The sequence below is a fragment of the Bradyrhizobium sp. CCBAU 11430 genome (genome assembly GCF_028128855.1).
Classification (GTDB): domain Bacteria; phylum Pseudomonadota; class Alphaproteobacteria; order Rhizobiales; family Xanthobacteraceae; genus Bradyrhizobium; species Bradyrhizobium ottawaense.
This window is the reverse complement of record NZ_LBJV01000057.1, coordinates 1-14,594: the sequence shown is the minus strand read 5'-3', so window position 1 is coordinate 14,594 and position 14,594 is coordinate 1. Positions and strand designations below refer to the sequence as shown.

The following is a 14,594-nucleotide window of genomic DNA, read 5'->3' as shown; positions in this document are numbered from 1 at the left end:
GGTGTCAAAAACAAGGACCAAGGCAGCGCCAATTCGCTGTTGGCACTACGTAATCTTGCTAGTGTTAACCGGTCGCAGGGCACCGGTAAAACGCAAAGGCCTCACTCTTCGGTGCCGCCTTCGCCGCCCTCCTCTTGGCCGCCTTCCGGTGCCTCCTCCGGAGTCTCGGGCTCAACCGCAGGCGCCAGCGCCAGATCGAGATCCTCGCCCGGTTCCAAGGGATCCTCGTCCTCGCGGAGCTGCGGGTCGTCCGACGGCGTCGGCACGCTGAATCCGGTCGGCAGGCGCGAATCCAAGAGGCCCGTGCCCTTCAGCTCCTCGAGGCCCGGCAGATCGCCGAGCTGTTCCAGGGTGAATTGCGACAGGAAGTCCTCGGTGGTTCCGAAGGTCAGCGGACGGCCCGGCGTCTTGCGGCGGCCACGCGGCTTGATCCAGCCGGTCTCCAGCAGCACGTCGAGCGTGCCCTTCGAGGTGACGACGCCGCGGATCTCCTCGATCTCGGCGCGCGTCACCGGCTGGTGATAGGCGATGATCGCCAGCACCTCGATTGCCGCGCGCGACAGGCGGCGGGTCTCGGTGCTCTCCCGCGTCATCAGCCAGGCGAGATCGCCGGCGGTGCGGAAGGTCCATTTGTTGGCGACGCGAACGAGGTTCACCCCGCGCAAGGAATAGTCCGCCTGCAATTGCTCGAGCGCGGCCTTGACGTCGACGCCCTCGGGCATGCGCTTGGCCAGCGTCGCGGTATCCAGCGGTTCACTCGAAGCGAACAGCAGTGCTTCCAGCAGCCGCAATTCCTCGGGACGTGCCTGGGATTCGTTCTCCATCGGCTCGGCCTCTTCTACCCGCACTTCAGCCAGGCTTGCCATGGCAGCTTCTCCTTCTTGCACTTAACCGACCGGCGCATCAGGCGCAGGAGCTGCGTCCGGCACCGGTTTGGGGCGCCCCTTCCGGAAATAGATGGGCGCAAACGCCTCTTTCTGGTTCAGCTCCAGCTGACCTTCGCGCACCAATTCGAGCGCAGCAGCAAAGCTCGAGGCGAACACCGTCGCGCGCTGCGTCGGATCGGCGACGTGCCGGACCAGGAAGTCGTCGAGCACGCCCCAATCGTCCTGCTCGCTGATGCTGCCGACCAGCCGCTCCAGCGTGGCGCGCGCCTCGGCGAGCGACCACACCGTGCGCTTGGCCAGATGCACGCTCGCCAGCACGCGCGACTGGCGCTGCGAGGCGTAGGCGGTGAGCAAATCGTACAGCGTCGCCGTGTATTTCGGGTGCTTGATCTCGGCGATCTGCTCGGGCTCGCCGCGCGGGAAGATGTCGCGCAGCAATTGCTGCCTGTTCATCAGCCGGTTGGCGGCTTCGCGAATGGCCTCCAGCCGGCGCAGGCGGTTGGCGAGCGCCGTCGCCATCTGCTCGGCGCTCGGGCCTTCCGCGCTCGGCGGCTCCGGCAGCAGCAGGCGCGACTTCAGGAAGGCGAGCCATGCCGCCATGACGAGGTAGTCGGCGGCGAGCTCCAGCCTGATCTTTCGCGCGGCCTCGATGAAGTGGAGATACTGGTCGGCCAGCGCCAGGATCGAGATCTTGGCGAGGTCGACCTTCTGCTGCCGCGCCAGCGCGAGCAGCAGATCGAGCGGACCCTCATAGCCCTCGACGTCCACCACCAACGCCGGCTCACCCTCGGCAAGCTCTGCGGGCCGCCCGGTTTCGAAAGATAGAATTTCTGCGGTCATGCCGATGCCGTGTTTGCCCGTGCGATCAATGCGTCCAGCTCAGTGCGTGCGGCGACGCGATCGAGCGGTTGCGGCGCCTTGCGCGCGGCGAGCGCGGCGTTCGCCCGCTCCAGCGCCCTGCCCGACAGCTCAGGTGTCTGGCCGGCGACCTCGCGCATCTCCTCGATATTGCCGTTGCAATGCAGGGCCACATCGCAGCCGGCCGCGAAGATGGCGCGGGTCCGCTCGGCGATATTCCCCGACAGCGCGTTCATCGACACGTCATCACTCATTAACAAACCCTGGAACCCGATTGCGCCGCGAATCACGTCAGCAATCATTGTCGCAGATGTCGTCGCCGGATGGGCGGGGTCGACCGCGCTAAACACAACATGTGCAGTCATGGCCATCGGCAGGTCCGACAGCGGCTTGAAGGCGGCGAAGTCGGTCCGTTCCAGCTCGTCCCTGGGCGTATCGACCGTCGGCAGCTTGAAATGGGTGTCGGCAGTGGCCCGGCCATGGCCGGGGATGTGCTTGAGCACCGGCAACACGCCGCCCTGCTCCAGGCCCTCGGTGACCGCGCGGGCGATCGCCGCGACCTTGCCGGGCTCGGTGCCATAGGCCCTGTTCCCGATGACAGCATCGGCACCCTCGACCGGCACGTCGGCCAGCGGCAGGCAATCCACGGTGATGCCGAGATCGGCAAGATCAGCCGCGATCAGGCGGGCGGACAGGCGCGCCGCGGTGAGCCCGAGCGCCGAATCAGTGTCGTACAAGGTCGAGAAAACGGCGCCCGGCGGATAGACCGGCCAGTGCGGCGGACCGAGCCGCTGTACCCTACCGCCTTCCTGATCGATCAGGATGGGCGCGTCGGCAGCACCTGCCGCCGTCCGCAATTCCGCAACCAGTGCAGCGACTTGAGCTGGCGTTGCGACATTGCGCTTGAATAGGATGAAGCCCCATGGGCGCTGGTCGCGGATAAACTCCCGCTCGACGGCGGTCAGTTCCGTTCCGGGTACACCGGTAATGAAGGCCCGCGTGCTCATAACGGCCGATTAACCCTGACCCGCGAGGGGGTCAAGGAAACGGCCGTTAATTCCTCTGGACGAAGCAGGCGGACAAGCCTGCGGACTTCAGGCTGTTGCAGGCGTGCGTCGCTTCCTCTGCCGAACCATAGGGCCCAGCGAAGGCGCGGTAGACGACCCCCTTGCCCTTGTCGCTGAGGTCGACCCGCTTGATCACCGGCGAACGGGAGCCGAGCACGCTGCCATATTTGCTCTGAAGCACGCGATACGACGCGGCCGCGCTATCCTCGCTCTGCTGCGAGGAGACCTGCACGATGTAGCCGCCACCGCCGCTGCTGGCGGGCGCGATTTGCGTCGGGGTGGTCGCAGCCATCCGCTGCGGCGGTTCGGCTGCCGGGACCGATTGCGGCGCCAGCGACATCGGCTGGTTGGCGCTGGCATTGGCCGAGGTCGGCGGATTGCGCGGCGCGACCGGCGCAACGGGCGCAGCCACAGGCTTCGGCGCAGCCGTTGGCCTGGCGGCAGCGGCCGATTGCGGCGTGGCGCTGTCGGTCTGATCGCCCTTCACGGCGACAGTCCTGATCGGGCGCGGCGAATTGTTCGACATCGTGCCGTTGCTCGCGCCCGTGCTCGGCGGCGGCACCGCAGACGGCGACACGCTCGCCACCGACGGCGGGTTCGCATTCTGGTTCAGCGGCGGGAACACCACGCGAGGACCGCCCGCCTTGGCGTTGACGTCGACCGGCGCCTCTTCCCGCGGCACGATCTTCTCGGTGCCATCGCCGCTCACCATGCGATCCGGCACCTTGGCCGAGGAATCCGTCGGCGCCGGCACGATCTTGGTCGGGGTGTTGTCGGCCTTGATGATCGGCGGCTCACCGCTGCGGGGCGAGCCGACATAGGTCTTGTAGGCGAAGGCGGCGCCGGTGCCGACCACGGCAAGCGCCAGGATCGCTGCGACCGTCATCATGCCGCCGCGCTGCTTCTTGGGCTCTTCGAGCTCCGCCTCCGGATAGTCGCTCTGATACGCGTAGGGATCGTCGGGATAGGCGGGATCGCGCTGATAATCCTGCTCGCCTGCCTCCAGCCGGCCGTAGAGCGCATCGTCGTAACGCGCCGGATCGGGCTGCTGATGTGGCTCCTGATAGGCCTGTTGCTGGTAAGCCTGATCCTGCTGGTAGGCCTGATCCTGGTAGGATTGCGCCTGATAGGCGTGATCCTGATAAGCTTGGGGCTGATGAAGTTCAGGCTCGGGCGCGGCAGGCTGGGCTGAATAGCGGTGCAACGGGTGGACCGGGTTTACGGACACGGGATAGTCTGGCTCGGGAGCTGGCGCCGGCTGCGGCTGCACGTTGGCCCGCCGCATCCATGAGGGCGGCCCGGGCTGCGCCGGGGGGGCCTGCTCGGCATAGTCCTGTTGATAATCGTCCTGTCGATCCTCTTGCCGATAGTCGTCGTCCTGATAGCCCTGCGCGGGCGCGGGGGCTGCCGGCGGATGTGCGCCGGGCCGCCCCTGAGCTGCGAACGGATCGGTCTGTCCGATCAGGCGGGCGAGCTCGGCTAAGGGATCGCTCTCCGCCTTGCCATGCTGGGCGCCGCCGCGACCATAGTCATCGGAGGGCAACGGTCTGTCCTGATATCGTTCGGCCATCGTGATGATGCGTCCCTTCGGGAAAGCCGCGCGCCCCTCGACCAAGGCACGGCTTTCGACCCACAAGGCTTTCAACCAAGTCTAAGCGATCCGGCTTCTGCCGGTTACCCCCGATATTCCCCTTAAGTAGTTCGCCCCAAACTACCGCATCTCGTTCGGAGCATGGACGCCGAGGATGGCGAGGCCCGATGCCAGAACCGAGACGACGCCCTGGACCATGGCCAGTCGCGCCTTTGTAAGCTCTGCATCATTATTGATAATGAAGCGTAAATAGGGCAAATCGCGCCCCTTCGTCCAAAGTGCATGAAATTCGCTGGCTAAATCATAGAGATAAAAGGCAATTCGGTGCGGCTCGTGGGCCCCGGCTGCGGCTTCCAGCATGCGCGGAAATATTGCGAGACGCTTGAGCAGGTCGAGCTCGACGGGGTCTGAGAGCCGTTCCACCGCCGACTCAGCGAGCCAGGCGATCCGCCCGCCGGCATCCTCCGGCAGTTCCGGGAACACCTCCGTCCGCGCGTTGCGGAAGATCGAGTGGCCGCGAGCGTGGCCGTACTGGACGTAGAACACCGGGTTGTCGCGCGACTGTTCCATGACCTTGGCGAGGTCGAAGTCGAGCACGGCGTCGTTCTTCCTGTAGAGCATCATGAAGCGGACGGCGTCCTGGCCGACCTCATCCACCACCTCACGCAAGGTGACGAAGTCCCCGCTCCGCTTGGACATTTTCACCGGCTCGCCGTTGCGCAGCAACTTGACGAGCTGGACGATCTTGACGTCGAGCGAGCCCTTGCCCGACGTCGTCGCCTTTACCGCCGCCTGCATGCGCTTGATATAGCCGCCATGGTCGGCGCCCCAGACGTCGATCATTTCCGCAAAACCGCGGTCGAACTTGTTCTTGTGGTAGGCGATGTCGGCGGCGAAGTAGGTGTAGGAATTGTCCGACTTGATCAGCGGACGATCGACGTCGTCGCCGTAAGCCGTCGCCTTGAACAGCAGCTGCTCGCGGTCTTCCCAATCCTCGACCGGCGCGCCCTTTGGCGGCGGCAGGCGGCCTTCGTAGACGTCGCCCTTGGCCTTCAGGAAATCGATGGTCTCGGCAACCTTGTTGTTGCCGGTCTCGATCAGCGAGCGCTCCGAGAAAAACACATCATGACGGATGTTGAGGGCGGCGAGATCGTCCTTGATCTCGTCCATCATCATCGCGATCGCCTTGGCGCGCACCGTCGGCAGCCATTCGACCTCGCTCATCGCGAGGAGCTTGTCGCCGTGCTCTTTCGCCAGCGCCGCGCCGACCGGCTTCAGATAGTCGCCCGGATAGAGGCCTTCCGGGATCGCACCGATGTCCTCGCCGAGCGCCTCGCGGTACCGCAGGAACGCGGAGCGCGCGAGCACGTCGACCTGGGCGCCGGCGTCGTTGATGTAATATTCGCGCGCGACGTCGTGGCCTGCGAAACGGAGCAGGCTCGCCAGCGCGTCGCCAAACACGGCGCCGCGGCAATGGCCGACATGCATCGGCCCGGTCGGATTGGCCGAGACGTATTCAATATTGACCTTGGAGCCGCCGCGGACGCGGCCGTAATCGGCGCCCTCGCGCAGGACCATCCGCAGCGCCTCGGCCCAGGCAGCGGGCTGCAGCGTCAGATTGATGAAGCCGGGACCGGCGACGTCGACCTTGGCGATCAGCGCGTCCGCGCGCAGCCGCTCGGCGATCTGCTCGGCGAGGTCGCGCGGCTTGGCCTTTGCCTCTTTCGCCAGCACCATGGCGGCGTTGGTCGCCATGTCGCCATGGGAGGGATCGCGCGGCGGCTCGACCACCACGCGCGAGAAATCGATGCCCTCGGGCCAGTTGGCTTCCGCCGCCAGCGTACGGCAGGCGGCGTGCACGCGTGCAAGCACGTCGGCGAACAAATGCAGTGCTGAGGATGTGTCGGGCATGGCCGCCGCCTAACGCAAATCCGGGGTCGAGTCAAAAAGCCGCTGGTGCTCGGTCAGGGCGAAACGGTCGGTCATTCCGGCAATGAAATTGCCGATCCGGCGGGCCCGGTCACCCTCATTGTCAGCCTCCGCCCCCGAGAGCCATTCCGGCGGCAGCTCGCCCGGGGATTTCAGGTATTTCGCGAACAGGTCGAACAGGATCTGCTCCGCCTCCCCCATCACCCGCATCACCCGCTTGTGACGGTACATGTGCTGGTAGAGGAAGGTCTTGATGGCGGCCTCCTCCTCGGCGACCTCGGCCGGAAATGCGACCAGCGCCCGGCTCTGCTGGCGGACATCCTGGGTCGATTGGGGCTTCACCGCGGCGAGGTTCTTCTGCGCCTGCGCGAACACCGCACCGATCAGGTGCGAGATCAGCTCGCGCACCAGCTCGGCACCGCGCCTGAGGTCTTCGAGGTCGGGATAGTGCGCCGAGGTCTCGGCGATGATCTCAGCCGTGAGCGGCATCACCTTGAGATCGTCGAGATGGAACAGGCCGGCACGCAGACCATCGTCGATGTCGTGGGCGTCATAGGCGATGTCGTCGGCGATGGCGGCGACCTGCGCCTCCAGCGAGGCGAAGCTCCACAATTCGAGGTCGTAGGTCTCGATATAGTCGGCGATGCCGACGGGAATGCCGTGCTCGCGATAGCGCCCCACCGGCGCGCCGCTGCGGTCGGTCAGCGGACCGTTATGCTTGACGATGCCCTCCAGCGACTCCCAGGTCAGGTTGAGCCCGTCGAAATCGGGGTAGCGATGCTCGAGCGAAGCGACGACGCGGAGCGTCTGGGCGTTGTGGTCGAAGCCGCCAAAATCCTTCAGGCAGGCGTCCAGCGCCCGCTCGCCGGCATGGCCGAACGGGGGATGACCGAGATCGTGGGCCAGCGCCAGGGTTTCGGTGAGATCCTCGTCCAGCCCGAGCTGCCGGGCCAGCGCACGGGCGATCTGCGCCACCTCCAGCGAATGGGTCAGCCTTGTGCGGTAGTGGTCGCCCTCGTGGAACACGAACACCTGGGTCTTGTACTTCAGGCGGCGGAACGCGGTGGAGTGGATCACCCGGTCGCAATCCCGCCGGAACGGGCTGCGGGTCCGGCTCGGCGGCTCCGCGACCAGCCGGCCGCGGCTGCGGTCGGGATCGCAGGCATAGGGCGCATGGGGGGCAGCCATTCCGACGGACACGACGAATTTAGTCCCTATCCATTTGATTCTGCGTATCCTTGCACTTAACTATGCCGGACGCGGGATACCAAATGAATTGGGCAAGTGAACCTGGTATGACCGCGGGACTATCGGAGACAAGCCATGACGACCGACGTGACCATCAGTGACCGCGCCGCACGCCGGATTGGGGAGATCCTCAAGGGCGAAGGTTCTGGCGCGATGCTGCGCATCTCGGTCGAGGGCGGCGGCTGCTCGGGTTTCCAGTACAAATTCGACATCGACCGTGCGCGAACCGACGACGATCTCGTGATCGAGCAGGACAATGCGGTGGTGCTGGTCGATTCCGCCTCGCAGCCGTTCCTGGCGGGATCGCAGGTCGATTTCGTCGACGACCTGATCGGCGCCTCGTTCCGCGTCAACAATCCGAACGCCACGGCATCCTGCGGCTGCGGCACCAGCTTCTCGGTCTGACCGCCTACGCGCCTGTTATCTGCCTCTCCTCATCCGTCCACTCCATCTCGGCCGGCATCAGCTCCGGCTGCAGCGGCGCGTCCTCGGACATCACGTGGCCGTCGAGCGCACGCAGCAAGGCCGCGACCAGCGCCTGTTTGCGCAGCGGCTTGGCGAGGAAGTCCGACATGCCCGCCTCGCGGCAGATCCTGACATCCTCGGGGAAGGCGTTGGCGGTCAGCGCGACGATCGGCAAGGCCGCGAAGCGCCCGCCTTGCGCACGGATCGCGCGGGTGGCGGCAAGCCCGTCCATGTCGGGCATGCGCACGTCCATCAGCACCACATCGTAATTGCCTTCGGATGCTGCCGCGACGGCCTCAGCGCCGTCGGTGACGACGCGCAGCTCGACGTCGAAGGCCCCCAACATCTTGCTCACGACCATGCGGTTGACCGCATCGTCCTCCGCGACCAGCACCTTCAGCGGCCGATCGAGACCGGCGATACGGGTCTTGAGCTCGTCGGCCTCATCGTGGCCGGCCGTCTGCTCGGAGGCCTGCGCCTGGCTCCAGGGCAGGACCAGCGTGAAGCGGAAGGTCGATCCCTCGCCCGGCGTCGAGGTGACGCCGATGGTGCCGCCCATCTGCTCGATGATGCGCCGGGAGATCGCAAGCCCGAGCCCGGTGCCGCCGAAGCGGCGGCTGATCGAGGCGTCGGCCTGCGCGAAGTCGCTGAAGAGCTGGCCAAGCTTTTCGGGGGCGATGCCGATGCCGCTGTCGGTCACCGTCCATTCGACGGTCGCCAGCAAATCGCGGCGCGCCTGGCAGGTCGCCGAGATCGTCACCTCGCCTTCATCGGTGAACTTCACCGCGTTGGACGCGAGGTTGAGCAGCACCTGGCGGATGCGCGCGACGTCGCCGCGCAGCGTCGGCGGCAGATTCGGGTCGAGTGCCAGCTTGACCGTCAGCCCCTTGCCCTTGGCGCTCGCGCGGACCACGGTCGCAACAGCCTCCACCAGCGCCTGCGGGGCGAAGTCGATCACTTCGAAGGTGAAGCGCCCGGCCTCGAGCTTGGACAGATCGAGGATGTCGTTGAGGATGCGCTGGAGATTGTCGCCGGACTCGCGGATCGTGGTAACGGCCTCGCGCTGCTCCGGATCGAGCTTGGTTTCGAGCAGCATGCTGGCAAGCCCGAGCACGCCGTTCATGGGCGTGCGGATCTCGTGGCTCATCACGGCGAGGAAGTCCGACTTGGCGCGGCTCTCGGCCTCGGCCTTTTCCGCGCGCCAGCGCTCGGTCACGTCGCGGCCGAAGCCGCGATAGCCCAAAAATTGTCCCTCGCGATCATAGGCCGGCTTGGCCGTCAGCGACCACAGCCGCGCCTCGCCGCCGGCGACGACCTTGAGGTTCATCTCGTGCAGCGGCTCGTTCTGCTCCATCAGGCCGACGACGTTGTAAGCCGCGCTCTTGTCCTCGGGGCACAGCATGTCGAGCACGTCGGCGAAATGCGATCCCTTCAATAGCGGCAGCGGCAACTGAGCGACGTCCGCGAAGCGCTCGGGCACATCGACCAGATGCCCTTCGGCATCGGTCTGCCACAGCCAATCGCTGGCGTTCTCCTGAAAGTCTTTCAGCAGCAGCGAGATGATCTCGGTCTGGCGTTCGAGTTCGAGTTGGGCCTTGAGATTGCCGAGGAACAGATTGCCCTGCGAGACGATGCTGCGCGCCATGAAAAATGCGAACAGCAGCAGGAACACCGCCGTCACCAGATACGGCCCGGCGCCGCAGAGCAATAGCGCCCCGGCGCAGGCGGTCGTCATGGTGGCGAGATAGACGAGGCCGGCGCGCGGGAACGTCGACAGCGTGAAGGCGCCGCCCGACATCATGCCGACCATCAGGCAGGCCAGGATCAGCTGGCTGGTCGGCTCGATGCGGCTGAACAGAGCGAGCGGCAACGCGCCCCAGATCGCGGCGAGCAAGACCGCCTGCCGCAGCATCTGCCGCGCGGCGCGGGGCGAGGCCTCCTGCGGCGGGTTCTGATGCGACCGCCGCCAGGCGCGCACCGCGAGCGAGGCGGTGGCGGCGAGCGTCAGGCCCCAGATCGCGAGGAAGTCGTTCCATCCCCGGCCCCAGAACAGGATCAGCACGATGGCGACGTTCAGCATCGTCACCGCCATCGTCACGGGGATCAGCCGCGTTACGGCGTCGATCTGCTTGGCGCGGATGCGGCGAATCTCGCGCTCGCTGAGATCGGCGGTCAGGCCGTCCTCGATCTCGAAGCCGCCGAGCCAATACAGGAACGCGCCGATCAGGCCGTCACGCGGCTCGGTTCGCTTCATCGATTTGTCCGGCCATCCCATTCGCGGAACCTTTTGACGATCAATGGCCTGCCGCCTGCTTAAGCCGGGTTAATTTTGTGGGAGATTTTGCGGCGTCCTTGACGGGCGCGTTTGCAGTTTGTTCTAACCATGGCCCCTGCCCGGAGCCCGCCGACATGACCATCAGAGTTGCCACCTGGAACGTGAACTCGGTCCGGCAGCGGATCGACCTCCTGCTGACCTGGCTGAGGGAGTGCCAGCCGGACATCGTCTGCCTCCAGGAGATCAAATGCGTCGACGAGGCCTTCCCGCGGCTCGAGATCGAGGCGCTCGGCTACAACGTGGTCACGCACGGGCAGAAGACGTTCAATGGCGTCGCGCTGCTCTCCAAGCTCCGGTTCGACGAGACCAAGTCGGGGCTCGCCGGCGACGACGAGGACGCCCATGCCCGATTCATCGAGGGTGTGGTCACGCTCAAGCGCGGGGTGCTGCGCATCGCCTGCCTTTATCTGCCCAATGGCAATCCGGTCGGGACGGAGAAATATCCCTACAAGCTCAAATGGATGTCCCGGCTTCTTGACTATTCGAAAGAGCGCCTCAAGACCGAGGAGCCGCTGATCCTCGCCGGCGATTTCAACGTCATCCCGCACGCCCGCGACGTGCACAATCCGGCCGCCTGGACCGAGGACGCCCTGTTCAAGCCCGAGACGCGGGAGAGCTTTCAGTCCCTGCTCGGCCTCGGCCTCACCGATGCCTTGCGGGCCGTCACGGATGAACCCGGGCTTTACACCTTCTGGGACTACCAGGCCGGGGCCTGGCAGAAGAACCAGGGCCTGCGGATCGACCATCTGCTGCTGTCGCCACAGGCCAGCGACCGGCTGGCCAATGTCGGGATCGACAGCTATGTGCGCGGCTGGGAGAAGCCCTCGGACCACGTGCCGGTGTGGGCGGATCTGGATCTGGAGGCAGCCTAACGTCCGCAGAGTTGGTGGGCGCGCTGCGCTTTGCCCACCCTACCGGCACCGAGTTGCCGCCCTACTCGCGGCGGCCGCCCTGCACCCACTGTTCCAGCATTTGCAGGCACATGGCGCGGTCGTCGTCGGAGGCCTTGGCGAAGGCGCGGCTGTAGCTTTCCTTGATCCAGGTCTCGTCGGCACCGGCGCTGTCGCGCGCCAGCGTCAGCCACATCAGGCCGCGCGCGGCCTGTCGCGGCAGACGGTCGCCGTTGAACAGCATCTGGCCGAGCAGCGCCTGCGCCTCGTGCTGGCCCTTCTGCGCGGCGAGGCCGAGCCAGCGCGCGCCGTAGCGGAAATCCTCGCGCGAGGCGTCCGGCGTCTTCAGGTAGAGCCGGGCGAGATCGTATTGCGCGTCGGCATTGCCGAAATAGGAGGCAGCATAGGAGAACATCTCCCGCGCCCGCTCCGGGTCCGACTTGACCTTCGAGTTCGGGATGCCGCTCAGATAGTAGCGGCCGAGCGCGACGAAGGCGTTGGCCACGATCTGCGCCTGCGGTGCCGACGGGCTGTCCTCGGCATGCGCATTGGCGATCCGGCTGAAATATTCGAAGGCACGCAGATCGTCCTGGGCGACACCGTCGCCATTGGCGTACATGCGGCCGAGCTTCCACTGCGCGATGGGGTGACCACCCTCGGCGGCATATTGCAGCGCACTAAGCGAGGTCGCCTGAGGCACGGCCGCCGGCGCGACCTTGCCGCGTGCGGTCGCCGCGCTCCCCGGCAAGGTGGTCACGACCGGGATGGTCGCGTCCTTCGGGTTGACCGGAGCCCCGTCGAAGGCAAGCGCCGGCGCGGCCAGCGCACCGACCCCCAACACAAACGCAACTATGGCACGCCTAGATGTCCGCATAGCACTGTTTCTCGTGCGCGCCGCCCGGATGGGTCACTGCCCCCCCGACCGCTGGTCCAACCTGTTGAGCATATTTCCAGAGCGCACCCGACGTGTGGTTAGTCGCGCGAGCGGTCCATTTGGTCTTGCGCTGGGCGAGCTCGGCGTCGCTCAATTTTACGTTAAGGGTACCGGCGACCGCGTCGATCTCGATGATGTCGCCGTCCTCGAGCAGCCCGATCGGGCCGCCAATGGCAGCTTCCGGCCCGACATGGCCGATGCAGAAGCCGCGGGTGGCGCCCGAGAAGCGGCCGTCGGTGATGAGCGCGATCTTGCCGCCCATGCCCTGGCCGGTCAGCGCCGCGGTGGTCTGGAGCATTTCCCGCATGCCGGGGCCGCCCTTGGGCCCCTCGTAGCGGATCACGATGACTTCGCCTTCGCGGTAGGTGCGCTTCTGGACCGCCTCGAAAGCATCCTCCTCGCGGTCGAAGCACCTGGCCGGACCGGTAAACCTGAGGTTGGACATTCCCGCGACTTTCACGATCGCACCTTCTGGCGCCAGATTGCCCTTCAGACCGACCACACCGCCTGTCACGGTGATGGGCTTGTCTGCCGGGTGCACCACGTCCTGGTGCGGATTCCACTTCACGCTCTTGAGGTTTTCGGCGATCGTACGGCCCGTGACGGTAAGGCAATCACCGTGCAGGAAGCCGTTGTCGAGCAGCGTCTTCATCAGAAGCGGTATGCCACCTACTTCAAACATGTCTTTGGCGACATAACGGCCACCCGGCTTCAAATCCGCGACATATGGTGTCTTTTTGAAGATTTCGGCAACGTCGAACAGGTCGAACTTGATGCCACACTCATGCGCGATCGCCGGTAGGTGCAGCGCAGCATTGGTCGAGCCGCCAGAGGCGGCGACCACGGCGGCGGCATTCTCCAGCGCCTTGCGGGTGACGATGTCGCGCGGCCGGATGTTTTGGGCGATCAGGTCCATCACCTGCTCGCCCGCGGTCATGCAGAAGGCGTCGCGGATTTCATAGGGGGCCGGGGCACCGGCCGAGTAAGGCAGTGCGAGGCCGATCGCCTCGGACACGGTCGCCATGGTGTTGGCGGTGAACTGCGCGCCGCAGGCGCCCGCCGAGGGGCACGCCACGCGTTCGATCTCGTCGAGGTCTTCGTCCGACATGGCGCCGACCGAATGCTTGCCGACGGCCTCGAACATGTCCTGCACGGTGACCTGCTGCCCGCGGAAAGTGCCGGGCAGGATCGAGCCGCCATAGATGAAGATCGAGGGCACGTTGAGGCGGACCATGGCCATCATCATGCCCGGCAGCGACTTGTCGCAGCCGGCGAGCCCGACCAGGGCGTCATAGGCATGGCCGCGGACGGTCAGCTCGACGGAGTCGGCGATGCATTCGCGCGACGGCAGCGAGGAGCGCATGCCGTCATGCCCCATGGCGATGCCGTCGGTGACGGTGATGGTGCAGAACTCACGCGGGGTGCCGCCGGCTGACGCCACGCCCTTCTTCACCGCCTGCGCCTGGCGCATCAGGGCGATGTTGCAGGGAGCGGCCTCATTCCAGCAGGAGGCAACGCCGACGAAAGGCTGGTGGATCTGCTGGGTGGTCAGACCCATGGCGTAGAAATAGGACCGATGCGGCGCGCGCGCAGGGCCTTCCGTCACGTGACGGCTCGGCAGCCTCTGCTTGATGTCGGTCTTCGCGTTCATCGCAACCCAGTTTCCTCGGTCAACCCTTTCAGACCCGAAAAATTAGAGCCAAGATTTGAATCGACCTTGGGATTTTCTCGTGGCCCTTCGAAGACCGCCGCTGCCCGTAAAACATTAGAGTGATTTTATTCATGTTCGGGTGTGGCCAAAAAGCGGCGGCGATGCGAACCGCCGGTGATGAGGGTTAAATCCGGGATGAGTGTTGCGGAGACAGCACAATCGTTACCGGGAAGACACGGGTTGGATTACTGCAATACCCTCAGGAAGATGACGATCCACAACTTCAGATTTTGTGGCACGCACACTGCGCCCAACTCCTCCTCGGCGACCAGGCGTGCGAAAGTGAGTCGGTGTGCCCTTCCGCTCGTTGGCTACTCCCTCCCGTATCCCGGACAAGTCGCAACGCGCGAGCGTTGCGGCGCAGAGCCGGGACCCAGAAACCATAGATAGCGCTCGCGGAGACATGGGCCCCGGCTCTGCAGCGCACCGGACGATGTTTTCGCATCGCCGGGGCGCTGCGCTGCGTCCGGGGCACGAGACGAGAGTTTGACGTAGGCTCTCTCCTGCTCGGCAATGACGGAGTATGAGGTGGCGGCACTCCTCCAACCTGCATTTAAATCGTAGACACGTCTTCGCGTCCTCGCGGCGGATTTCGCCCGAGCTTTGATTCAACTCTCCACCCTCCAATCCAAGAGGGCGCAGGGAAGGCCGGGTGCTGGCTCGCACCCGCGGTCCGCTG

At 65.7% G+C, this 14,594-nt stretch carries 11 protein-coding genes; 2 read left to right on the top strand and 9 right to left on the bottom strand.

Annotated features, from left to right (window positions below; all coding sequences use genetic code 11):
- Positions 1-101: 101 nt before the first annotated feature.
- The 6 genes from scpB to XI04_RS17535 all read right to left on the bottom strand — a co-directional run bounded on the left by scpB (position 102) and on the right by XI04_RS17535 (position 7,532).
- Positions 102-866 carry an SMC-Scp complex subunit ScpB gene (gene scpB / locus XI04_RS17560; RefSeq protein WP_028145382.1) on the bottom strand — a complete coding sequence of 255 codons (765 nt, stop codon included), beginning with the start codon at positions 864-866 and terminating at the stop codon, positions 102-104.
- A gap of 21 nt (positions 867-887) precedes the next feature.
- Positions 888-1,727: a segregation and condensation protein A gene (locus XI04_RS17555; protein ID WP_018317872.1), complete on the bottom strand. Its 840-nt coding sequence runs from the start codon at positions 1,725-1,727 to the stop codon at positions 888-890.
- A complete protein-coding gene (gene nagZ / locus XI04_RS17550) occupies positions 1,724-2,752 on the bottom strand; it encodes a beta-N-acetylhexosaminidase (protein WP_271609465.1) in 1,029 nt (342 codons plus the stop codon). The genes XI04_RS17555 and nagZ overlap by 4 nt, the downstream gene beginning before the upstream one ends.
- Before the next feature lie 46 nt (positions 2,753-2,798).
- Positions 2,799-4,382 (bottom strand): SPOR domain-containing protein, encoded by a 1,584-nt coding sequence (locus XI04_RS17545; protein WP_271611073.1) that lies wholly within the window; start codon positions 4,380-4,382, stop codon positions 2,799-2,801.
- Positions 4,383-4,523: 141 nt separating this feature from the next.
- On the bottom strand, positions 4,524-6,314 hold the full coding sequence (argS, locus tag XI04_RS17540) for an arginine--tRNA ligase (RefSeq protein WP_271609467.1): 1,791 nt from the start codon (positions 6,312-6,314) through the stop codon (positions 4,524-4,526).
- A 9-nt stretch (positions 6,315-6,323) separates the two neighbouring features.
- On the bottom strand, positions 6,324-7,532 hold the full coding sequence (locus tag XI04_RS17535) for a deoxyguanosinetriphosphate triphosphohydrolase (protein WP_271609468.1): 1,209 nt from the start codon (positions 7,530-7,532) through the stop codon (positions 6,324-6,326).
- Positions 7,533-7,655: 123 nt separating this feature from the next.
- Here XI04_RS17535 and erpA point away from each other — a divergent pair, with 123 nt between their 5' ends.
- Positions 7,656-7,985, top strand: coding sequence for an iron-sulfur cluster insertion protein ErpA (gene erpA, locus XI04_RS17530; RefSeq protein ID WP_038949166.1), 330 nt, complete (start codon positions 7,656-7,658; stop codon positions 7,983-7,985).
- 4 nt (positions 7,986-7,989) lie between these two features.
- Here erpA and XI04_RS17525 read toward each other — a convergent pair whose 3' ends face one another.
- A complete protein-coding gene (locus XI04_RS17525; RefSeq protein ID WP_271609469.1) occupies positions 7,990-10,320 on the bottom strand; it encodes an ATP-binding protein in 2,331 nt (776 codons plus the stop codon).
- Positions 10,321-10,454: 134 nt separating this feature from the next.
- Between XI04_RS17525 and xth the strand changes: the two genes are divergently transcribed.
- Positions 10,455-11,252, top strand: coding sequence for an exodeoxyribonuclease III (gene xth, locus XI04_RS17520; protein ID WP_038949167.1), 798 nt, complete (start codon positions 10,455-10,457; stop codon positions 11,250-11,252).
- A gap of 61 nt (positions 11,253-11,313) precedes the next feature.
- Here xth and XI04_RS17515 read toward each other — a convergent pair whose 3' ends face one another.
- On the bottom strand, positions 11,314-12,144 hold the full coding sequence (locus tag XI04_RS17515) for a tetratricopeptide repeat protein (protein ID WP_028145390.1): 831 nt from the start codon (positions 12,142-12,144) through the stop codon (positions 11,314-11,316).
- Positions 12,131-13,855 (bottom strand): dihydroxy-acid dehydratase, encoded by a 1,725-nt coding sequence (ilvD, locus tag XI04_RS17510; RefSeq protein ID WP_028145391.1) that lies wholly within the window; start codon positions 13,853-13,855, stop codon positions 12,131-12,133. The genes XI04_RS17515 and ilvD overlap by 14 nt, the downstream gene beginning before the upstream one ends.
- Between the last annotated feature and the right edge of the window lie 739 nt (positions 13,856-14,594).